The sequence below is a fragment of the Gallionella capsiferriformans ES-2 genome (assembly GCF_000145255.1).
Lineage (GTDB): Bacteria > Pseudomonadota > Gammaproteobacteria > Burkholderiales > Gallionellaceae > Gallionella > Gallionella capsiferriformans.
Window position 1 is genome coordinate 1,917,275 of record NC_014394.1, and the last position, 22,577, is coordinate 1,939,851.

The following is a 22,577-nucleotide window of genomic DNA, read 5'->3' on the forward strand; positions in this document are numbered from 1 at the left end:
GACAAATATGACAATCCGTTCGCATCAGGTGATAATGAGCGTCACTATATTAGGGTGCTGGTACGCAAAGATAGCCTATGGCCTAACGAATCTGTAACACGAAACTGTTACAAAGGTCTGAATTACCAAAATCAACCTGATGCATAACATCTTAAAGAGTGAAAATCATGAACTCAAAAATTCCTCCCTTGTCAGCTAGCGAAATAAACCATATCAATGCCTACTGGCGCGCCTGCAACTATCTGGCTGCCGGCATGATTTATCTGCGCGACAATCCGCTGCTCAAAGAGCCACTCAAGCTCGAACACATCAAGAACCGCCTGCTGGGACACTGGGGATCAAGCCCCGGTCTGTCTTTCGGCTATATCCACATGAACCGTCTGATCGTCAAATACGATCTGAATGCGATCTTTATGGCAGGCCCGGGGCATGGCGCGCCCGGCGTGCTGGGTCCTGTGTATCTGGAAGGCCGCTACAGTGAGGTGTATCCGAACAAGGGTGAAAACATCGACGGCATGCGCCAGTTTTTCAAGGAATTTTCTTTTCCCGGCGGCATCGGAAGTCACTGCACCCCTGAGACACCGGGCTCCATCCACGAAGGTGGCGAATTAGGCTACAGCGTCTCACACGCCTTTGGCGCCGCTTTTGACAATCCTGATCTGATCGTCACCGTGATGGTCGGCGACGGCGAATCCGAAACAGCCCCCTTGGCGACCTCATGGCACTCGAACAAATTTCTCAATCCGATCCGGGACGGCGCCGTGCTGCCTATCCTGCATCTGAACGGCTACAAGATCAACAACCCGACCATCCTGTCTCGCATCTCGCACGAAGAGCTGGAAAACCTGTTCAAGGGTTACGGCTGGACCCCCTACTTCGTCGAAGGCTCAGACCCCGAAACCATGCATCAGCGCATGGCACAGGTGATGGAAGAATGCGTACTGGAAATCCGCCGCATTCAGACCGAAGCACGCGAGAGCGGCATCCCGGCACGTCCGCGCTGGCCGATGATCGTACTGCGCTCCCCGAAAGGCTGGACGGGACCTGCCGAAGTGGATGGCAAAAAAATGGAGGGGTTCTGGCGCTCGCATCAGGTGCCGATTGGCGACGTCAAAACGCCGGAGCATTTCGCCAAGCTGGAAGAATGGCTGAGCAGTTATAAGATCGATGAACTGTTCGATGAAAACGGCAAACTGTTGCCGGAACTCAAAGCGCTGGCCCCCAAAGGCATCCGCCGCATGAGTGCCAATTTGCACGCGAATGGCGGCCTGCTGCGCCGTGCACTGCACATGCCCAACTGCCGCGACTACGCCGTTGAGGTCAAAAATCCGGGCACCACGGTCGCGGAAAATACCCGTCCGCTGGGAAAATTCCTGCGCGACATCATGCAGGCCAATATGCAGAATTTCCGCGTATTCGGCCCGGATGAAAACAGCTCGAACAAACTCGATAACATCTATGAAGTGAGCAAAAAAACCTGGCTTGCGGACTACCTGCCGGAAGATGCGGGTGGCGGTGAACTCTCGCCGGATGGCCGCGTGATGGAAATGCTCTCCGAACATACGCTGGAGGGCTGGCTCGAAGGCTACCTGCTCTCGGGACGCCACGGTTTCTTCTCGACCTATGAGGCCTTCGTCCACGTCATCGACTCGATGTTCAACCAGCATGCCAAATGGCTGGCGATGTCAAAGGACGTGCCCTGGCGCGCGCCGGTATCGTCATTGAATCTGCTGATCACTTCCACCGTATGGCGTCAGGATCACAACGGCTTTACCCATCAGGATCCTGGATTTTTGGATCTGGTGGTCAACAAGAGCCCTGAAGTCACCCGAATTTATCTGCCGCCCGATGTCAATTGCCTGTTGTCGGTTGCCGACCATTGCCTCAAAAGCACCGATTACATCAACGTCATTGTCTGCGACAAACAAAAGCATTTGCAGTTTCTCAACATGGAAGCGGCGATCCTGCATTGCACCAAGGGCATCGGCATTTGGGATTGGGCCTGTAACGATCAGGGAAGCGAACCGGATGTCGTGATGGCCTCAGCCGGTGATATTCCAACCAAGGAAGCGCTGGCCGCCGTGATGCTGCTACGCGAGCATTTCCCGGATCTGAAGATTCGTTTTATCAATGTGGTCGATCTGTACAAACTGACGCCTTCCACCGAGCACCCTCACGGCCTGAGCGATCGCGATTTCGACAGCCTGTTCACAAAAGACCGTCCTGTGATGTTCAACTTCCACGGCTACCCATGGCTGATACACCGTCTGGCCTATCGCCGCCACAACCACCAGAACTTCCACGTGCGCGGTTACAAGGAAAAAGGCAGCATCAATACGCCGCTGGAACTGGCGATTCAGAATCAGATCGACCGTTTCAGTCTGGTGATCGACATCATCGACCGTCTCCCTGCCCTGCAAGTTTCCGGCGCACACATCAAGGAGAAGATGCTCAACAAGCAGATCGAATGCCGCAACTATGCTTACGCGCACGGCATCGATCTGCCTGAAGTCGACAACTGGACCTGGACGCTTTGAAACAGTCGCGAGTCGTTAGCGGCTAGTCAGCACCCAACTACAAACTAGCGACTCACAACTTATGACTAGCATTCTGACCATTAACAGCGGTTCGTCGTCGATCAAGGCCAGCCTGTTCGACGCGGCGGGAGGCCGGCGCAATTTCCGCTACGAGCACCTGAGAGATCATGCGCCGGCGTTTGACTTATTGATGCAGGAGCTCAAACACGATGCGCCGGACATCATCGGCCATCGTTTCGTGCACGGCGGCGAGATCACCGATGCCGCGCGTCTGGTCGATCACACTGAACGGGAACGTCTGGAAAAAATCACCCATCTGGCACCCTTGCACCTGCCGGGCAACCTGATGGGGCTGGATCTGTGCCGTCAGCGTTTTGATGTACCGCAAGTCGCCTGCTTCGATACCGCATTTCATGCGGGCATGCCGGAATTTTCGCGTCGCCTGCCGATTCCACAGGAATTTGGCCTCTGCCGCTTTGGCTTTCACGGCTTGAATTATGCCTATATCGCAAGCCGGCTACCCGAACTGTTGGGCCAGACGGCGCGTGGCAATGTCGTCATCGCGCATCTGGGCAGCGGCGCGAGTCTCTGTATGCTCAAAGACCTGCACTCGGTCGACACCACGATGGGATACACGCCAGCCGGCGGCGTCGTGATGGGCACGCGCAGCGGCAATCTCGACCCTGGCGTCATGCTGGAACTCTCCCGCCGTTTCGATACCGCGCAATTGACGGATATCGTGTTCCACCAAATGGGGCTACTGGCCCTGTCGGATGGTGAATCCAGCGAAATGAGCGAACTATTGGCAAGCAATACGGCCTCAGCCCAGTTTGCCGTCGATTATTTCTGCCGTGAAGTCAGCGGGGCAATCGGCGCACTGGCGGCCAAAGCGGGCGGCATCGATGCGCTGGTTTTCACAGGCGGCATCGGTGAACACGCCGCCAGCATACGCCGGCAAATCTGCGCTCCGCTGGCCTTTTTAGGATTTACATTAAATGACGACGGGGCCTCGATAAAAATCAGCAGCGCCAACAGCCGCCCTGTACTCGTCATTGCGGCTGACGAAGAAGCGATGATCCAGCGACTGTCCTTATCCGCCTGCCTGAATTGATCACCGTCACACCCTGTTAATAATTTAACAACCGCAGTCTGCACGAATCCGGATGCCAACCGTTACAATATACCCATAAAATTTGTCACCACACTCATGTACGCTCACTTAAAACGTCAGGTTCCGGTAGCGCTGCCCCGAATTGTCGGGAATGTCGCACTTGCTCTGTGCATACTGCTAGCCAGTACTGAGTCGCAGGCAAGCGACACGTCAGATCCACTATTGACTGAGTCTCGTCTTACGCCCCTCGCCCCCTGTACCGAAACACAAAATGACCGCACTTTTGATCTGATCGACATCGTCAATACCGCGCTTTGCAACAACCCGCAAACAAGGGAAGTCTGGGCCAACTCACGTGCGCAGGCCGCACAAGTGGGCGTTATCAGTGGAGGCTATCTACCCGGCGTTAGTGTAAGTGTCAGCGAAAATCAAAGTACGCCCGGCAATAAACTGAGCAGCCTAGGTCTTAATTTTTCCTACTTGTTATACGACTTTGGTGCACGCGCGGCCAATCTGGAAAACGCCCGCCAATTGCTGATTTCGGTGAGCGCGACCCAGAATAATACCGTGCAAACACTGTTTCTCGCGGCGGTACAGGCCTATTACCAGACTCGCTCGACCCTCGCTGCATTTGACGCATCCGTGGTATCAGAACAGGCTGCACAGGAGAGTTTGAAAGTGGCCGCGGCACGCTACCAGTCCGGCAGCACCACACCTGCCGACAAGCTCACTGCACAAACCGCCTACTCACAGGCAACGCTCAACCGCATTACAGCACATGGCGCGATGAAAATCGCACAGGGCAGTCTTGCCAATATCTTAGGCATCGATGCAAATTTGGGTGTCAAACTCGCCTCCGGCAGCACGCCCGTTGACAACGGGCAGGATAAATTCGATGCGATCGAACAAAGCATCGTCACACTGATTGAGACGGCGAGACTAAACCGCCCTGATCTGCTGGCTGCGCAAGCGGCCGTTAAAGCGGCACAAGCGGCGGCTGATGCAGCGCGCGCGGCGGGCATGCCAACCCTGTCGATGACTGCTGCGGCGAATCAGAACAACAATGCAGGGGTCAATACTCATGGCTCATCGCTGGGGCTGGCGGTCAGCGTGCCGCTGTTCTCGGGGTTTACCCCCACCTACCGGATACGCGCGGCCGATGCGCAAGTCGAAAGCAAAAAAGCGCAAATGGATCGTATTCGTTTGCAAATCGCACTCGATGTCTGGAACGCGTATCAAAATCTGGCCACAGCATCACAAAACAGGCGCTCCACTAGCGATTTACTCAGCAGCGCCGAACAATCCGAACGCGTCGCCTCGGGGCGTTACAGGGCGGGTGCAGGTACTATGCTTGATTTACTTAATGCGCAAACCATACTGGCCAGCGCACGCCAGCAACGCATCCAGGCCGATCTGAACTGGAATATCAGCCGCGCCACACTCGCGCAGGCGATGGGCAGTCTGGATGCGCAATTATTAACGTCCTTACCCGACGTCACAACATCCTTTAAGCCATGAAAAAATTTCTGCTCTCCCCTCTCTCACTCCTGCTAATCAGCGCAGCGCTCGCGATCGCGGGATGGTCAATCTACCGGCAATTTAATCAGACTACGCCCGAACAGCAATACCGGATGCAAGCGGTGGAACAGGGCGACATCAGCCAGACCGTTTCAGCCAATGGCACGATCAACCCGGTGACGCTGGTCAATGTTGGCACTCAGGTGTCGGGCACGGTAAAAAAACTGTACGTCGATTTTAATAATGCGGTTGAAAAGGGACAGGTGCTGCTCGAGTTAGATAATGCGTTACTCTCAGCCCAGCTCAAACAGGATATGGCAAACGTGGAAATTGCACGCGCATCGGTGGAATTGGCGAGCGCAAATGAAGCGCGTACCCGCAGCCTGTTTAATCAGGAATACGCCTCCCGCCTTGAGCTCGACACAGCGATTCAGGCCAAAAAAGCAGCGCTGTCACAAATGAAACTCACTCAAGCCACCGTCGAAAAGGACCGCGCAAATCTGGCCTACTCGGTCATCCGCTCCCCCGTATCAGGCGTCGTCATCGACCGCTCGGTTGATGTCGGTCAAACCGTTGCCGCCAGCTTACAGACACCGACTCTGTTCAAGATCGCACAGGATTTATCTAAGATGCAGATCAACAGCAGCTTTGCCGAAGCCGATATCGGGAAAATCCGCGTCGGCCAAACCGTGCGCTTCACGGTGGATGCGTATCCGAACCGAAATTTTCAGGGGTCGGTGCGCCTGATACGCTTAAATCCCACCACCGTGCAAAACGTGGTCACTTACGACGTGGTCATCAACGTCGCCAATCCGGAACAGATTTTAATGCCCGGCATGACCGCCTACGTGAGCATCGCGGTGACTGAACGCCGCAATGTGCTGTTCGTGCCCAACGTCGCCCTGCGTTTCAAACCCGTTGAAAAATCAGGCGCAAACACAAAACCCCGCAGCGAGACGGCAAAGCCTAAAGAGGACAAGCGCGACGGATTTTCCGGACGATTGTATGTCATGAGAAACGGCCAGCTCCTCGCCGTGCCGGTTAAACTCGGCATCACCGACAACCGCAACACCGAGATTCTGTCAGGCGACATCAAAGCGGGCGATCAGATTGTCACGGGCGATGCACAGGGCGGCAGCACGGCGCAAACAGGAACTCAACCGATGCGCATGAGAATGTTCTGATGAGCGAGGCTGTCATCCGCATTGTGGATTTGAGTAAATCCTATGCGACTTCCGCAGGCTTGTTTCCGGCCCTGAAAAATGTCAGCCTGACGATTAGCCGCGGTGAATTTGTCGCCATCATGGGTCCGTCAGGCTCCGGCAAATCGACCTTCATGAATATACTAGGGTGCCTTGATGAGCCCACCGGTGGCCAGTATCAACTCAACAACCGCTCGGTCGCAGAACTCAGTCGCGACGAGCTGGCACTGCTGCGTAACCAAACCATAGGCTTCGTATTTCAAGGGTTTAATTTGTTGCAGCGCATGACGCTGCTCGACAACGTCGCCCTGCCGCTGATCTACGCAGGTATCGAGCATGCAGAACGGTCGCAGCGCGCGCATGAATTGCTCACGCGCGTTGGACTGGCCGATAAAGCGAATTCACTGCCCAATCAGATTTCCGGCGGACAACAACAACGGGTTGCCATCGCACGCGCCCTGATCAACCGCCCGCGCCTGCTACTGGCGGATGAGCCGACCGGCAATCTGGACAGCCACACCAGCATCGAAATCATGGCGCTGTTCAGTGAATTGAATCTCGAAGGCATCACCATCGTGCTGGTTACCCACGAGGCCGACATCGCCAGCCACGCCAAACGCCAGGTGCGCTTTTACGACGGCAGCATCATCAGCGATCAAGCAACGGAGCATCAGTCATGACACTAGCGATGCTGGGCGAAGCGTGGCGCGCAATGGGGGCGAACCGTATGCGCACGGTGCTGACCATGTTAGGGATGGTCATCGGGGTTGCGGCCGTCGTGCTGATGATGTCGATCGGACAGGGTGCGCAATATGCCATCAAACAATCGATTAGCGCGATGGGCAGCAATCTATTCATTTTGCTCTCCGGCAGCACACAGGCCGGCGGCGTACGTACCGGCAGCGGCGGCGCGCTGACGTTGACGGTGAACGATGCGGCCGCCATTGCCGAATTGCCCGGCGTGCAGGCGGTCGCCCCGATCAATCCGGGCGATGCGCAGGTCGTTTACGGACCGGCCAACTGGAATACCGCCATTATCGGCACGACACCAGCCTACTTAGATGTGCGCGCCTGGCAGGTCGTCAGCGGTGCGGCGTTTACCGCCTCCGATGTGCGCTCGGCCACCCGTGTGGCGCTGATAGGCCAAACTGCCGCACAAAACCTGTTCGGCGATGACAATCCGCTCGGCAAAACCATCCGTATCAAGCAAAGTCCTTTTATCATTTTAGGGGTGTTAGCGAGCAAGGGTCAGGGCATGGATGGCCGCGATCAGGATGACACCATTATCATTCCGTTAACCACCGCGCAGCGTAACGTGTTCGGTATCCGCTTTCCCGGCACCGTGCGCATGATCATGGTGCAATCGACGGGGCTGGACGTGATGCCGGAAGTGGAAGCAGCCATGACAGGCCTGCTGCGTCAACGCCACCGCATCCGTGAAAATGCTGACAACGATTTTTCGCTGCGTAACCTCACTGCAGTCGCCAATTCAGCCGCAGAGAGCACCCGCATCATGTCGATGCTGTTGGGGGCGATCGCCTCGGTCTCGCTTCTGGTCGGCGGCATCGGCATCATGAACATCATGTTAGTCTCGGTCACAGAACGCACCCGCGAGATCGGCATCCGCATGGCGATCGGCGCGCGTGAACGCGACATTCTGCTGCAGTTTCTCCTCGAAGCCATCATCATTTCTGTGGCTGGCTGTCTGATTGGTCTGCTGTTGGGCGTTGGCGGTGCACTACTGACCGAGGCGCTGACCGGAACGCTGGTGATTATCTCGGGAAATTCGGTGCTAGTCGCTTTTGGCGTGGCGGCGACCGTGGGAATTTTCTTCGGTTTTTATCCCGCCAGAAAAGCCGCCCGCATGGATCCGATCGAAGCATTGCGTTACCAATAGGTGCGCCTGAGTCGAATTTTTAACGGCTAAAACCCCATGGACATCTTCGCTGCACTGCTCATCTTCGCCCTTGTTGCCTGGTACTGGTTCGACAGTATGGGCGCACTGGACGCGGCCAGAAACTATGGCAGACAAGTCTGTCAGGATGCCAACCTGCAGTTTCTCGACGATACGGTCGAGAATATCAAAATCCGGATTGCACGTGACAAACAGGGCCGACGCGTAATACGCCGTACCTACCAGTTTGAATTTAGCGAAACCGGCAACAGCCGACTGGAAGGACAATTAATCCTGAGTGGAACCACGTTAGAATCGGTCACGCTAGATCCTTACCGGATTGAACCATAGACAAAACAGTCTCTTGGCATTTTTAACCCCGTAAATAAAAACCCCCTCAAGCTTGGGCCTGAGGGGGTTTTCAACAACAACGTCGAATTACTTGAATGTCAGCACATAAGCAATGAAATTGCCTTTGTCTTTGGCAGAGCAATCTTTACCGTAAACTTGTTTGCAATGCTTAGTGAAACCCTTAGCAGATTCGTTCAGGTCAGAAAAACGTTTTGGATTCGCAGAAGGCGCCATAGGCTGAATTTCTTTGCCGGATTCATTGTGCTTGCCCTTGTTTGCAGGATTATCTGTGTGGCAAGTTGAACAGGCCAAATCTTTACCCTTAACCATTTGCTTGCGAGTATAGAATTCTTTACCGTCATCAGCCGACAGAGTCGACTTTGCAAACAAAGAATATTGCGTGGCAGCTTGCTCGGCAGTCGTAACATCTGCTTGTGCAGAAAAACTGATCAAACCAAAAATTGCGAGCAACAAGTATGATGCTTTTTTCATCTGTGAATCCCTCCCATGGGTTTAAGTTTGTACAACAGGCTGTATTCTCCAGCACCCAACCACACGCTGTCAATAACTATATGCAACGTAGGTTATTGTCTCGTGCACGGCTGACATTTAGGTACTTTACACCCCGTCATACCCCTTAAATGGGCGCGATCACGGATTGAGGCGACCACACAAATTCGTGTAAAACCTACGCCCGTAAAAAAGCGGCACCCCAAATATAAAGGATGCCGCCCTTAAATGCACCAGTACTATTTCACTGTACTGTCAATCGTGATATTTAAACCCTTAGTGCCAGGCTTAACGACACCGGCGGACCCTTCCAGATCGCCAGTTTGCGCCATCGGCGTGCCCGATTTTGACACCCGTGCCAGCACCACGACCTTGTCGAAACCCGAGAGTTTCAATTGCGGCTGCATCGCCATGCTGTCGTCGAGTGTAAACTCCATCGGCAAATCTTTAACCTGCTTGCGTATCACCGCGAGCGGCATTTTAGGGCCTTCGGCTGCACGCGCCAGGATGAAGACAACATCGGTAGGTGACGCTTTAGCCAGCAAAGCTGGACTCAAAGTGACGCGCCCGGTAATTGCAACAGCCGGGTTGGCCGCCACTTTTTCAGGTGCATTAGCCGCCGGCAATTTAGCCAGCATCTCCTTGCCCCCCTTTTGCTGAGACAGATATTCGCGCGCCTGATTAATCCCGTCATGGATCATCTGGATTTGCGGATAGTCCGGCGGCAACAGAGTGACCAGCTTCTGCCAGTGCGTGATCGCCGACACATAATCACCGCGTTCCATATCGGATGAGCCCGCCAGCGCCAACGCGGTAGTATTTTCCGGATCGAGTTGCAGTGCCTTGCTGATGAATTTGGTCGGCTCGCCCAGCAGCGACTGATTGTTGTTCATCGCCATCGCATCAGCATAATTTGTCCAAAGTTGCGACTCATTCGGCACCAGTTTGACTAACTCGCCGTAGGCACGAACGGCATCCGCATAGCGCTGCAGTTCGGTGTAGGAGCGCGCAAGCATCAGCCAGCCATCTGGATTTTCCGGCAGTTTCACAAGCTTCGCCTCCAACTCCTGCAAAGCCGCTTCAGAGCGTAAAACCCCAAACCCTTCCGCGCCTTCGCCTTGTATCTGCTGCGGCTGCATGGCCTTCAAACTACCTATTTGCAGATAGAGCAAGACACTGCCAAGCGGAATCAGCAACGCCAGCACAATCGCCAGCAACCGTGCCGGATTGCGAACCACCGCCTGCGGCACCGCGGTCGTTTTAACTTCTTCTATCAAACGCGCCTGCAATTCGCGACGCCCCTGCTCGAAGGACGCCTGCGTGAGTAAGCTGTTATTGAGATCAGCCTGAAGCTCATCGGCCTGATCGCGCAGGATTTCCAAATTAGCTGCATCACGCAGCACATCATTGTTCGCTGCGTGCTTGCGCCACAGCGGCCAGATGACAAAAGGCAGCGCCACGAGCAGCAGCGCTGCACAGATTATCCAGAATAGGGTCATGCGTGTGTATCCTTGTGTGGTTCAGGTGCATCATTCAAATCGGGATCATTGAGTAAGGCGCAGGCGCGCAGTTGTTCCTGTGCAGACAGTTCAACGTCAACGACCTGTCCTTTGCGACGTCTCAACTGATAAAACAATCCCGCCCCGCCCAACAGCAGCAAGATGAACGGCGCCGACCACAATGGCATGGTTTCCTTATCGACCGGCGGATCAAACAACACCGACTTGCCGAAGCGCTCAACAAGCAGATCGAGTATTTCCTGATCGGTGGCCCCGGCCTGCATTTTCTCGCGCATGATTTGACGCACATCTTTCGACCAGTCCGAATGCGAATTGGACACCGGCTCACTCTGACACACCAGACAGCGCACTTTTTCAGCCAGCAGCATCATGCGGCGCTCCATCACAGGATCATCTGCGATGTCCTTTGCAACGCCGGCAAATGACATCGCCGGCAATAGGCAAAACAGCAAAATTGAAAGGTATCTCATTTGGCTTGTAACTCCGCGACCTTCGGCAAAATTGTATCGCGCAAATTCTGTGCAGTCAGCGCGCCGATCAACTTGTAGGCAATCATTCCTTGCTTGTCGATCACATAGGTTTCCGGTACGCCATATACGCCGTAATCGAAGCCAACTTTGCCATCAAGATCCGCGATCACCAGAGAATACGGGTCACCCGCGCGCTTTAATGTCATTTCACCGTCGACAGCCTTATCCTTGTAATCCAGCCCCACGATAGGCACGATATTCTGACGGGACAATTCCATCAAAATAGGATGCTCGTCCTTGCAGGCACCACACCAGGAAGCCCAGACATTGAGCAGCCAGACTTTGCCTTTCATCTCTTCAGGTGAAAACTTTTTTTCCGGCTCATGCAATAGTGGCAATACAAAAGCAGGCGCAGCTTTCCCGACCAGCGGCGAAGGTACTTCGCGCGTATCGCGCCCTAGGCCCTTATATAAGAACACCGACAAGACCAGAAAAATCACAAACGGTAAAATGAAACGCATCATGATGCGACTCCTTGATCAATTGCGGAAGACCGTGCAATTTTCCCCGCCTTCTTGTGGATGCGATAACGACGATCAGACACGGCCAGCATACCGCCCAGCGCCATCAACAGCGTGCCAGCCCATATCCAGTCGATAAATGGTTTGATATAAACGCGCACCGCCCACGCACCTTCCGATTCCGGAATAGGCTCGCCCAGCGACACATACAGATCGCGGAACACGCCGGTCTGAATCGCAGCTTCCGTCAGCGGCATACCGGAGACATTGTACTGACGTTTTTCAGGGGTCAATTCACCGACAATTTTGCCGTCATGACTGACCGTGACATGGCCGACACCGGCAACATAATTAGGCCCCTCAGTCTCAGTCACGCCGTTGAAACGGAACTCATAGCCACCCGCCATCACGGTGTCGCCGACATTCATGCGCACATCGCGTTCGGTTTCATACCCCTTCACCAGCGTTACGCCGATGATAAACAACGCCACACCCAAATGCGCCAGTTGCATACCGTAATAGCTCATGCTTTGCTTGCGCACCCGCGCCATGAATGCGCCCTGCCCTGATAAGCGCTGGCGCAAGCCGACGAACAGGGTCGCGATAATCCAGAACGCCATCAACAGCCCCAACACGATCATCGGCGACCATTTGTTCGATTCCAGCGACAAAAAACGACCCATCAAGAGTGGCAGCAGCAAGGCCAATACCAGCGAACTGGCAAACGCCCATTTCACACGCTGCGCTAGATCAGGCACGGCCATTTTTTTCCAGCGCGCCAGTGGCCCTAAGCCCATCATGAACACCATCGGCATCATCAGCGGCACGAAAACGGCTTCGAAGTACGGCGGACCGACCGAGAGTTTTCCGTAACCTAAGGCATCCATGAACAGAGGATACAACGTACCGATAAAGACGGAAGCCGAGGCAACCGACAGCAACACGTTATTTGACAGCAGCAAGGACTCGCGCGACAGCATATCGAACTTGCCGCCCAAACCGACCTTAGGTGCACGCCAGGCGAACAACAGCAAGGAAGCACCGATCACCAGCACTAGAAAACTCAAAATAAAGATACCACGCTTAGGGTCGGCGGCGAACGAGTGTACCGAGGTCAACACACCGGAGCGCACGAGGAAGGTACCCAACAGGCTAAACGAAAACGCCGCGATCGCCAGCAACACCGTCCAGCTTTTGAATGCGCCGCGCTTTTCAGTTACGGCCAGCGAATGAATCAGGGCCGTGCCTAGCAACCATGGCATGAACGAGGCGTTCTCGACCGGATCCCAGAACCACCAGCCGCCCCAGCCCAATTCGTAATAGGCCCAGCCGCTGCCCAGCGCAATGCCGATGGTCATAAACACCCACGCCACCGTCGTCCAAGGACGCGACCAGCGCGCCCAGGTTGCATCAAGCTTTCCACCTAGCAAGGCTGAGATCGCAAAAGCATACGCCACGGAGAACCCGACATAGCCCATATAGAGCATCGGCGGATGAATTACCAGCCCCGGATCTTGCAACAGAGGGTTCAGATCGCGACCATCGGCAGCCGCCGGCAACAGGCGATCGAACGGACTGCTGGTGAACAACATGAACATCAGGAATCCGACCGAAATCAATCCCATCACGCCCAACACACGTGCGACCATCTCTTCAGGCAAATGACGGCTAAACATCGCAACCGCAGCGGTCCAAACCGATAGCAGCAAGGCCCACAGCAAGAGCGAGCCCTCATGCCCGCCCCAGATCGCCGCAAAACGATATTGCCCGGGCAATTGAGAGTTCGAATGTTGCGCGACATACAAGACAGAGAAATCGTTGCCCAAAAAGGCATAGGCTAGCGTGGCAAACGCAAGTCCGATAAAAAGCAACTGCCCGTAAGCCAAAGGTCGCGCAACCCCCATCAAGACAGGATTGTTGCGCGCAGCGCCCACTATGGGCAGCACACCTAAGACGATCGCCAGACACAGCGCGACAATGAGAGAAAAATGACCTAGTTCTGGAATCATGTACGATCTTTCAACAATTATTTGGTAGCAGGGGCGCTGACTGCAGAGGCGGCTTCCGCCCTCTTCAATGCATCGGCAGCTTCAGGCGGCATGTAGTTTTCATCGTGCTTGGCCAGCACTTCTGAGGCGTGCATCACGCCATCCGCCTCCATCTTTCCTTGCGCGACAACCCCCTTACCTTCCTTGAACAAGTCGGGCAGGATGCCTTTATAGACGACCGGCAATTTTTGTTTTAAGTCGGTAATCATGAAATGCACGGTTAGCCCGTCCTTCTGGCGCTCTATACTGCCCTCTTCGACCAGCCCGCCAATACGAAAACTACGTCCCTGCGGTGCCTCCTTGTTGTAAACCTGAGTCGGCGTAAAATACAGACTGACGTTATCTTTGAGCGCATTGAGCACTAAACCTACCGCAAGCCCTACCGCAGCAATCGCGAGCACAATGTATAAAATTCTTTTCTGACGCGGTTTCATCTTATTCCTCTTCCGAAGCTTCACGCATCAGGCGCACCTGCTGCAGGGTAATTTTTCGTTTATGTATCACCATCGCGATTTCAACCGCGAAGATGATAAAAGCAACTGCGTAAGAGCCCACCCAGATATAGGTAAGCGGATTTTCTCTCATCCAGATGTCCAGTCCCATTACTTAACCTCCGCCAATTCAGTGATCCATTTGGTATTTTTTTCACGTTCGAGGATGATGCTGCGCACCCGCATCAACGCAATCGCAATCGCATACAGCCAGCAGGCAGCCAGCATGGTGAACATCGCCTGTTGCATCGCGATGTGCATTGAGGTACCCGAGTACTTAATGGTTGAGCCTTGATGCAAGGTGTTCCACCATTTAACCGAGAAATAAATGATAGGCACGTTCACGGAACCGACGATCGCCAGCAAGGCTGCTGCGCGGTCAGCCCGACGAGGATCATCAATCGAGGCGTGCAGCGCGATAAATCCGAGGTACAGGAACAACAAGATCAGTTCCGAGGTCAGGCGCGCATCCCAGACCCACCACGCGCCCCACATCGGTTTTCCCCACAGGGCACCGGTCCAGAGCGAAATAAAGGCAAACAAAGCGCCGGTCGGCGCTATCGCGCTGGCCATCATCGAAGATAGCCGCGTGTTGAAGATTAGGCCAAGCGCAGCATAACCTGCCATGATCAGATACAAAAACATCGAAATAATCGAAGATGGCACGTGAATAAAGATGATGCGATAAAACTCGCCCTGCGTAGCATCACTAGGCGCCACGACAAAGCCGATGTACAAGCCGACCGCAAACAGGATCGCTGAGGATATCGCGAACCAGGGAATCAACTTGCCGGCGAGCGGATAGAAGGTGGTCGGTGCTGAGTATTTAAACCAGTTAATTGCCATACATTACTCCATCGAAATTCTTAATGCCTGTGCCGTCACCCAGGGGGTAAAGGCCAGCGCCAACACCAGCAATGCGCCCATCAAAGATAGATGAGACGACACATTCAAACCGCTGGTCACCGCCTGCACCGCACCGGTGCCAAAAATCAGCACCGGAATACATAAAGGCAGCACCAGCAGGGAGAGCAGCACGCCGCCGCCTCGCAAACCTAAGGTCAGCGCGGCACCGATTGCACCGACCATGCTCAATATGGGCGTACCCAAAAGCAAACTCAACATCAACACGCCGATCGCTTCAACCGACATATCGAACTGCAAACCCAGCACCGGCGTCATCAAGACCAGCGGCAAACCCGACACCATCCAGTGTGAGGCCATTTTACCCAGCACCAGCACCGACAATGACTGGGGCGCGAGCAGCATTTGCTCTAGCGTACCATCCAAATAGTCTGCCGAGAACAATCTGCCCAACGACAACATTGATGCGAGTAAGGCTGCTACCCACAAAACACCGGGTGCCATTTTGCGCAACATATCCATTTCTGGACCGACACCCAATGGAAACAAACTCACCACCATGACAAAAAAGAACAGTGTCGTCAGTACGTCCGCGCGGCGACGCATCGCCAGCACGAGATCACGACGTATAACCAGCAACAATAAAGAAAATAACGATAATTTCTTCATGACAACGACAGACTGCGCATCTCCATACCCGCCACGACCAGCGGCTGATGGGTGGTAAAAATAACCATCCCCCCCCCTGCCAAATGTTCGCGGATCAATTCCCCGATCAACGCCACCGCTCCGACATCTAAAGCGGCCAAAGGTTCATCCAACACCCACAGCCTGGCATCATTCACCAGCAGACGCGCCAGCGAAACGCGGCGGCGCTGCCCTTGTGAGAGCACCTTAGTCGGCAACCGCTCGCGCCCCTTGATCCCCATGCGTCGCAAGGCGGCAATGGCATCCGCCTCACTCAGTTCCATGCCCGACAACCCCGCCGAAATACGCAGATTCTCAAGCGCGCTCAATTCATCCTTGATGGCATTCAAATGCCCCAAATACATCATCTGGGCAAAATAATCCTCAGCCAGTTCGCGCACATCGGTGCCCCCCCAGGAAATACAGCCCTCATCAGGGGAAATAAAACCGCACAGGGTACGCAACAAGCTGGTCTTTCCGCTGCCATTCGCGCCCTGAACCTGCATGATCTGCCCCGGCGACAGCGCAAAGCATAATCCCGAAAACAGGCGATGATCACCGCGACTACAAGCAAGATTGCTGACTTCCAGCATGAAAAAAGACCTGAAATTGAACAACTCAGGATTATATACGATTGCATACGCCCGATGCGCGACATTCAATTGCTTTATAATTCGCCCACTTTTGACCAACCTGAAGGAGTACACATGGGATTTTTGGCCAACAAACGCATTTTGATTACCGGCATGATCAGCACGCGCTCCATTGCCTATGGCGTCGCCGTTGCGATGCACCGTGAAGGCGCGCAACTAGCGTTCACCTATCAGGGAGAACGCGTGCGCGAGCGCGTTTTAGGATTAGCCCGCGAATTTAACAGTGAACTGGTGTTTGAATGCGACGTCGCCTCCGACGAGGACATCAACAACTTGTTTATCAACTTGAAGCAGCACTGGGACGGTTTTGACGGTTTTGTGCATGCGATCGCCTTTGCGCCGCGCGAAGCACTCGAAGGTGAATTTCTCGACGGCTTCAGCCGCGAAGCCTTCCGCGTTGCCCACGACATCAGCTCCTACAGTTTTCCTGCTATGGCCAAAGCTGCACTGCCGATGATGGAGGGACGCAATGCGGCCATCTTAACATTAAGCTATCTGGGCGCCGTACGCACTATGCCGCATTACAACGTGATGGGCATGGCCAAAGCCAGCCTTGAAGCGTCCGTGCGATATCTCGCGATGCAGCTGGGTGCACGCGGTATCCGCGCAAACGGCATATCGGCCGGCCCAATCCGTACACTGGCAGCAGCGGGCATTGCTGATTTCGGGAAACTGCTGGGTTACAACGAAAAACACGCGCCACTTAAACGTAACGTTACGGCCGAAGAAGTAGGCAACGCCGCCGCCTTCCTGTGCAGCGATCTGGCCAGCGGCATTACCGGCGAAATCACTTATGTCGATGGCGGTTTCAACACCACCTCTCTGGGTTCAACTGAAGCCTGAACAGGCATCACTGCTTTACGACAGCTAAAGACTGCGTACGCGCTGCAAAAGGGCTCTCATGGGAATTGAAGATACTAAATTTTTGGTCGTGGATGATTTTTCCACCATGCGCCGCATCATCAAAAACTTACTCAAAGAACTTGGCTTTGCTAATGTTCAGGAGGCTGAAGACGGCGTCGATGCATTGAAAAAATTACGTGCAGACACATATGATTTCGTCGTATCAGACTGGAATATGCCCAATATGACCGGGATTGAACTATTGCGTGAGATTCGTGCGGATACCAAGCTACGCCATCTGCCCGTTCTGATGGTCACCGCAGAAGCCAAGCGCGAAAATATCATTGAAGCCGCTCAAGCGGGCGCCTCAGGTTATGTAGTCAAGCCGTTCACCGCCTCAACACTGGATGAAAAGCTGAAAAAAATATTTCAAAGTTTGAACAAGTGAACGCGGGCATAACAAACATGAACGAATCGAACGACGAAGATCTTGAATTGCTGTTTGAAAGCATACTGGCGAATAACAAGCCTGCCGTTATCGAACCGGCCGAGGCCGCGCCTACCCGTTTGATTAATCAGCTGGGACAAATCACCCGAACCTTGCACGACACGCTGCGGGAGTTGGGTTTAAACACACACATCGAACAGGTTGCCTCCTCAATTCCCGATGCCCGCGACCGCTTGAATTATGTAGCAACACTCACACAGCAAGCCGCCGAACGGGTGCTCAATGCCACGGAGGCTGTACAACCCCTGGTGCAAAATCTGGAGGCAGAATCACAACAACTGGATCAGCAATGGGATCTGCTGCTGGCAGGAAAATTAAGCCCTCATGAATTCAAAACATTGGTCATGCGCAATAAAGGCTTTCTGCAAACCCTGCCGGACAAAACCCGCACGGCCAATGGTTATCTGATAGAAATTATGATGGCGCAGGACTTTCAGGATTTAACAGGTCAAGTCATCAAAAAAATTATCGATTTGACACAAAACATGGAACGACAATTGCTCGGTCTGTTACTGGAAAATTCGCCTATAGAAGGCAGTTCAGAACCCGACAGCAGCCTGGAAAACGGCCCTGTGATTAACCAGAACAACCACAATGTGGTGACTAATCAGGATCAGGTGGACGATCTACTAGAAAGCTTAGGATTCTAAAAAATATGCTCCAAGCGGCGCATGCTCATGAAGTAGAGCGCAACGTCATTGAAAACAGCGCCCCCCCCCCTGCGACATTACCCAGTCGTACCTCTCCACCGCCATGCGCTTCAGCCACCGCCTTGCATAAAGCCAATCCCAGCCCTGTCGAGGATGACTGATCAGGAACATTACGCTGTACGAGTTCACCGACGACACCTACCCCGACGCCATCGTCCTGCACGTTTAAAATCAGCGCGTCCGGGGTTTGCTCAACCCATACGCCAACCCGGTGATGCGTATAACGAATCGCATTATTGATTGCGGACTCCATCGCCAACTCCACCAGATTCTCATCCAGCCACGCTGTCGCCATGCTGCCCATCTTCATCTTCTCGTAATCAATGCTCACGGTAATTTTGTGACCGTGGTGACTTTCTGCCGCCATGCCGGATTGACTGTTGCGAACCAAATCTTCGATGAATTCGAGCAAAACGACTTCCTGCCTCAGCGGTTGTAGCCCCGATTGGTCATGCTTATAAAGCGTTAAGAAACTGATCAGGCGGCTCTTCAAATCGACACAGCGCCGATACGCCCGGAGCCCTTCAGTCGGCGCATTCTCGCGGTGTATCAATTGCTCAAGATCGATTTCCAGCAAGGCCAAGGCATTTTTAATGTCATGAACAACCAGTGCAGACAAGGTTTTTTCCATTTATTTGCTCGCAATCTCATTAAAAAATCGATAGAAATTCATCACCTTCTGATTGTTTGGCACGAGTTTATCCAGCATCGACAAATAGTTCTTGGCGCGTGCCATAATCTTGTCATCCAGCCCCCCGTGCTTTAACCACAACAAATGTAACTGCGCTGCCGTCATCAGCGTTTCAATATTTTCTTCCTGAATATCGAGTGCCTCAACAACCATTTGATTAGCCTCCTCGAAATGCGCAGTTCGCATCAGCTTAGTTGCCTCATCGAGCAGCAGTAAAATCCGCTTGCGTCCGCCATCGATGACATCCTCCACCTTGTCTTTTTGCCCAGTGTCTACCATGGATTTTTTGACGTATCGCGCGATGCGCATTTCATCCTTACCGCTGCACTGAATGGCCTTGGTTAATAACTTCAAACCTAGAATGACGTCACCCACCTTAAGCGCGGCTTTCCCCAATGCCGTCATCACAAAGCTGTTTTTACGGCTGGCCAGCAGGGAAATCGAACGATCCATCAATTTTTTTGCCTTTTCGCGTTCACCGGCATCGAAATAAGCCTGGGCGAGTATGGCGCCCTTTGCCACACCGAATATCCCTTCATCGCCATGTTTGCGGGCATTTTTCTCCAGCGTGAGCATGGCCGACTTATGGTCTCCCATATCCACCAGCGTCTGAGCAAGCGACAGGTAGTCCCCCGACCTCTCGACCATCGAACCTGTAGACAACTGAATTGCCGCCTCCGCGTTCGCTTTGGCTTCGTCAAGCCTCCCTAACAAAAAGGCCGCTTGCGCTACAGAACGGAGTCGCTTTGCACTGGGCAAAATTGCGGAGGAGCGTAAGAGCAGATCAAAAGCACCCTCTTCGTCGTCTGCTTCCAGGCGAATTTTTGCCAGCAGCTCATAAGCTGCGACATAACTCTTATTTTTATCGATCAGTTCACTGGCGAGAGTGGACGCCTGCGCAGAATCGCCGAGCGCGTAATGCGCACGTGCCATGCCCAGCAGTATCCACGGGGTATCCGCCCGGATGGTTGCGGCCCGCGCATAGGTATCGAGCACCGCGGTATATTCTTCTAGTTTTAACTGAGCTTCAGCCTTGCGCCGCAACACATCCATCCTGCGCCGGTCGTCTGCGGCCGTTGCGAGCAACTTATTACACTCATGGATCGCCACATCGTAGCGACGGATATCCATCGCTTTGAGCACCCGCATTAGATAAGTGCGCCGGTCTATCAGACGTTCCAGTCGTGAACGCAACTTCGCCTCAGAACAGGGTTTGAGCAAATAGTCGTCTGGGATAAATTCAACCGCATTGGCCACAAAACTGTATTCCGTTTCAGCGGTTAGCATGATAAACAACGTGGTAGCACTGAGAATATTTTCGTTGCGCAGATATTCTAAGAAGTGCTGGCCGGAGCTCGACTTATTCAAGTTGTAATCGCACAAGATCACATCATAGGTATTCAGCCCGATCAACTCCAAGGCTTCATGTGCATTGACTGCCACACCAACAGAATTCATTCCGATCGACTGTAATTGCGTGCGTATCGCATGTCGCATCGAACTAATGTCATCGATGACCAGTGCAGACAATTTATCGAAACGAATGTATTCGTTTTCTACATGCTTGTCGAAAATGCTCGCGCCCTGAGGGAGGATAGTAGCCAAAGCAGTCGAACTCCGGAAAATGTGAGTTTGGTATTCTAGCCTTGATCAGATGAGTCTGCTGACCCTTTATATGTTCAGTCGCGCTCAATCAGCACGCGGACTGGCTTGAAACTCCTGCGATGAACAACACTGACGCCGTGCGCCTGCAAAGCGGCAAGATGCGCGGCGGTTGGATAGCCCTTATGCAGTGCGAATCCATAGTGCGGATACTGCTCATCGAGCTGCAACATCAGTGCATCTCGATCTGTTTTTGCCAGTATGGACGCAGCAGAAATGGCGGCGACCTTGCTGTCACCCTTAACAATCGCCTCACTGGCAATCCCCGTATCAGGGCAGTACAAACCGTCGACTAATACAAGCTGCGGCTGAACCTGCAAGGCCTGCACTGCACGCCTCATCGCAAGCAGCGTCGCCTGCAGGATGTTGAGCCGGTCAATTTCCTCCACTGTTGCATAGGCCACGGCCCAGGCCAGCGCGCATTCGCGGATCAGCGACGCTAATTTTTCACGCTGTTTTTCGCTAAGTTTTTTCGAATCATTCAGGCCGGGGATGGGATTATTCGGGTCAAGAATTACCGCCGCCGCGCTCACGGGTCCGGCCAACGGCCCTCGCCCCGCCTCATCCACACCACAGATCAGTGTGAATTTTTCATCATTTAACGCCATCTCGCCTGAGCTGAAGAGCGGCATCAGACTGCGGGGAGATAGGGCAGGATTGCAGCGGCGGCTTTCTCACTGGTATTCTGGCGCAGCGTGGCATGCAGCTCAGAAAAAACACCTTCCAGCTGCGCGATAGCATCCTTATCGTTCAGCAAGTTGAGCAACGCCTGTGCGAGATTTTCAGGAGTTGCATCGTCCTGTATTAGTTCGGGCACGACAAAGCGCCCGAACAAAATATTGGGCAAGCCGAAGTAAGGCAGGTAGCTTTTACGCTTCATCATCCGCCAGGTCATCGGATTCAAACGATAAGTAATCACCATGGGGCGTTTGAGCAGGGCGCATTCGAGCGTTGCAGTGCCTGAGGCCACCAGCACAATATCGGCCGCAATCATAGCGTCCTGCGCATGGCCGAACAACAGCACAAATGGCAAGTCTTCCGCATCGCAATCGTAAATAGCCTGCTCAAAAATAGTCCGCGTTTCGCGACTAATCAGCGGCACCAGAAAGCGCGCTTCCGGCTCCTGCTGCAAGATCAGCTTAGCCGTTTCGATATACAAACGAGCCAGTTGTTTCACCTCAGACTGACGGCTACCGGGCAGAAAAGCAAATACCCTCGCTGACAGCGGAAGGCGCATCGACTCCCGCATCCGGTCTCGATTGGGCGAATCGGGCAACATATCCGCTAAAGGATGGCCGACATAATCCACAGAAATTCCGGCATCCCGGTACAGTTTTGGCTCATGCGGAAAGAGTGCCAGCATGTGCGTCACGGCCCGCTTGATTTTTTTGATGCGCTCGCCGCGCCACGCCCAAATAGAAGGACTGACATAGTGCACGGTTGGAATGTCGTGTCCTTTGAGCGCCTGTTCCAGATCAAGGTTGAAGTCAGGCGCATCAATACCAATGAACAAAGCCGGACGATGTGCCAGAAAGTACGCGCGCAACTTAGCCCGGATACCGGTAATTTCACGATAATGGCGCAATACTTCGACATAGCCGAATACCGCGAGTTTTTCCATCGGAAACAAAACTTGCATACCTGCAGACTGCATTTTAGGCCCGCCAATACCGACAAACTCGATATCCGGACGAGCCAGTTTAAGGGCCACCATCAAATGGCTTGCGAGCAGGTCACCTGAGGCCTCGCCTGCGACGATACCGATGACAAGTTTTTTCTGAATCAT

Annotated in this window: 24 protein-coding genes; 10 read left to right on the top strand and 14 right to left on the bottom strand. The window is 53.7% G+C overall.

The features are described 5' to 3' along the window. Window positions 1-167: 167 nt before the first annotated feature. The 7 genes from GALF_RS08790 (at window position 168) to GALF_RS08820 (ending at window position 8,613) form a co-directional block, all read left to right on the top strand. Window positions 168-2,537, top strand: coding sequence for a phosphoketolase family protein (locus GALF_RS08790; RefSeq protein WP_013293706.1), 2,370 nt, complete (start codon window positions 168-170; stop codon window positions 2,535-2,537). 61 nt (window positions 2,538-2,598) lie between these two features. Next, window positions 2,599-3,648, top strand: coding sequence for an acetate/propionate family kinase (locus GALF_RS08795; RefSeq protein ID WP_013293707.1), 1,050 nt, complete (start codon window positions 2,599-2,601; stop codon window positions 3,646-3,648). 96 nt (window positions 3,649-3,744) lie between these two features. Continuing rightward, a complete protein-coding gene (locus tag GALF_RS08800; protein ID WP_013293708.1) occupies window positions 3,745-5,166 on the top strand; it encodes a TolC family protein in 1,422 nt (473 codons plus the stop codon). After that, entirely contained in the window at window positions 5,163-6,350 is a 1,188-nt protein-coding gene (locus tag GALF_RS08805; protein ID WP_013293709.1) for an efflux RND transporter periplasmic adaptor subunit, read from the top strand. Before GALF_RS08800 ends, GALF_RS08805 begins: the two co-directional genes overlap by 4 nt. Beyond that, window positions 6,350-7,048 (top strand): ABC transporter ATP-binding protein, encoded by a 699-nt coding sequence (locus tag GALF_RS08810; RefSeq protein ID WP_013293710.1) that lies wholly within the window; start codon window positions 6,350-6,352, stop codon window positions 7,046-7,048. The genes GALF_RS08805 and GALF_RS08810 overlap by 1 nt, the downstream gene beginning before the upstream one ends. Beyond that, entirely contained in the window at window positions 7,045-8,265 is a 1,221-nt protein-coding gene (locus GALF_RS08815) for an ABC transporter permease (RefSeq protein ID WP_013293711.1), read from the top strand. The genes GALF_RS08810 and GALF_RS08815 overlap by 4 nt, the downstream gene beginning before the upstream one ends. A 36-nt stretch (window positions 8,266-8,301) precedes the next feature. Beyond that, entirely contained in the window at window positions 8,302-8,613 is a 312-nt protein-coding gene (locus tag GALF_RS08820) for a DUF3301 domain-containing protein (RefSeq protein WP_013293712.1), read from the top strand. An 87-nt stretch (window positions 8,614-8,700) separates the two neighbouring features. On the opposite strand, the gene GALF_RS08825 is transcribed toward GALF_RS08820, so the two are convergent. From GALF_RS08825 to ccmA, 10 genes are all read right to left on the bottom strand, one after another. After that, complete coding sequence (locus GALF_RS08825; RefSeq protein WP_013293713.1) at window positions 8,701-9,105, bottom strand: DUF1924 domain-containing protein; 405 nt, start codon at window positions 9,103-9,105, stop codon at window positions 8,701-8,703. Between the two features lie 257 nt (window positions 9,106-9,362). Then, on the bottom strand, window positions 9,363-10,622 hold the full coding sequence (gene ccmI / locus GALF_RS08830) for a c-type cytochrome biogenesis protein CcmI (protein ID WP_013293714.1): 1,260 nt from the start codon (window positions 10,620-10,622) through the stop codon (window positions 9,363-9,365). Then, window positions 10,619-11,113 carry a cytochrome c-type biogenesis protein gene (locus tag GALF_RS08835; protein WP_013293715.1) on the bottom strand — a complete coding sequence of 165 codons (495 nt, stop codon included), beginning with the start codon at window positions 11,111-11,113 and terminating at the stop codon, window positions 10,619-10,621. The genes ccmI and GALF_RS08835 overlap by 4 nt, the downstream gene beginning before the upstream one ends. Continuing rightward, window positions 11,110-11,637 (bottom strand): DsbE family thiol:disulfide interchange protein, encoded by a 528-nt coding sequence (locus GALF_RS08840; protein WP_013293716.1) that lies wholly within the window; start codon window positions 11,635-11,637, stop codon window positions 11,110-11,112. Before GALF_RS08840 ends, GALF_RS08835 begins: the two co-directional genes overlap by 4 nt. Beyond that, window positions 11,634-13,643: a heme lyase CcmF/NrfE family subunit gene (locus tag GALF_RS08845; RefSeq protein WP_013293717.1), complete on the bottom strand. Its 2,010-nt coding sequence runs from the start codon at window positions 13,641-13,643 to the stop codon at window positions 11,634-11,636. The genes GALF_RS08840 and GALF_RS08845 overlap by 4 nt, the downstream gene beginning before the upstream one ends. A gap of 17 nt (window positions 13,644-13,660) precedes the next feature. Then, window positions 13,661-14,116, bottom strand: coding sequence for a cytochrome c maturation protein CcmE (gene ccmE, locus GALF_RS08850; protein WP_013293718.1), 456 nt, complete (start codon window positions 14,114-14,116; stop codon window positions 13,661-13,663). A gap of 1 nt (window position 14,117) precedes the next feature. After that, window positions 14,118-14,285, bottom strand: a complete 168-nt coding sequence (locus GALF_RS15345) for a heme exporter protein CcmD (protein WP_013293719.1) — start codon at window positions 14,283-14,285, stop codon at window positions 14,118-14,120. After that, window positions 14,285-15,019: a heme ABC transporter permease CcmC gene (gene ccmC, locus GALF_RS08855; protein WP_013293720.1), complete on the bottom strand. Its 735-nt coding sequence runs from the start codon at window positions 15,017-15,019 to the stop codon at window positions 14,285-14,287. The genes GALF_RS15345 and ccmC overlap by 1 nt, the downstream gene beginning before the upstream one ends. A gap of 3 nt (window positions 15,020-15,022) precedes the next feature. Then, a complete protein-coding gene (gene ccmB / locus GALF_RS08860; RefSeq protein WP_013293721.1) occupies window positions 15,023-15,706 on the bottom strand; it encodes a heme exporter protein CcmB in 684 nt (227 codons plus the stop codon). Next, window positions 15,703-16,317, bottom strand: a complete 615-nt coding sequence (gene ccmA / locus GALF_RS08865) for a cytochrome c biogenesis heme-transporting ATPase CcmA (protein ID WP_013293722.1) — start codon at window positions 16,315-16,317, stop codon at window positions 15,703-15,705. Before ccmA ends, ccmB begins: the two co-directional genes overlap by 4 nt. A 114-nt stretch (window positions 16,318-16,431) precedes the next feature. Between ccmA and fabI the strand changes: the two genes are divergently transcribed. The 3 genes from fabI to cheZ are packed head-to-tail and all read left to right on the top strand — an operon-like array spanning window position 16,432 to window position 18,378. Beyond that, window positions 16,432-17,220 (top strand): enoyl-ACP reductase FabI, encoded by a 789-nt coding sequence (gene fabI / locus GALF_RS08870; protein ID WP_013293723.1) that lies wholly within the window; start codon window positions 16,432-16,434, stop codon window positions 17,218-17,220. Between the two features lie 58 nt (window positions 17,221-17,278). Beyond that, complete coding sequence (gene cheY / locus GALF_RS08875; RefSeq protein ID WP_013293724.1) at window positions 17,279-17,668, top strand: chemotaxis response regulator CheY; 390 nt, start codon at window positions 17,279-17,281, stop codon at window positions 17,666-17,668. A gap of 17 nt (window positions 17,669-17,685) precedes the next feature. Continuing rightward, complete coding sequence (cheZ, locus tag GALF_RS08880) at window positions 17,686-18,378, top strand: protein phosphatase CheZ (RefSeq protein WP_013293725.1); 693 nt, start codon at window positions 17,686-17,688, stop codon at window positions 18,376-18,378. 25 nt (window positions 18,379-18,403) lie between these two features. Here the strand turns inward: cheZ and GALF_RS08885 are convergent, their stop codons facing one another. From GALF_RS08885 to lpxB, 4 genes are all read right to left on the bottom strand, one after another. Beyond that, window positions 18,404-19,069, bottom strand: coding sequence for a sensor histidine kinase (locus tag GALF_RS08885; RefSeq protein WP_013293726.1), 666 nt, complete (start codon window positions 19,067-19,069; stop codon window positions 18,404-18,406). Continuing rightward, entirely contained in the window at window positions 19,070-20,734 is a 1,665-nt protein-coding gene (locus tag GALF_RS08890) for a response regulator (protein WP_013293727.1), read from the bottom strand. A 74-nt stretch (window positions 20,735-20,808) separates the two neighbouring features. Beyond that, entirely contained in the window at window positions 20,809-21,423 is a 615-nt protein-coding gene (gene rnhB, locus GALF_RS08895; protein ID WP_013293728.1) for a ribonuclease HII, read from the bottom strand. Further along, entirely contained in the window at window positions 21,423-22,577 is a 1,155-nt protein-coding gene (gene lpxB, locus GALF_RS08900; protein WP_013293729.1) for a lipid-A-disaccharide synthase, read from the bottom strand. The genes rnhB and lpxB overlap by 1 nt, the downstream gene beginning before the upstream one ends.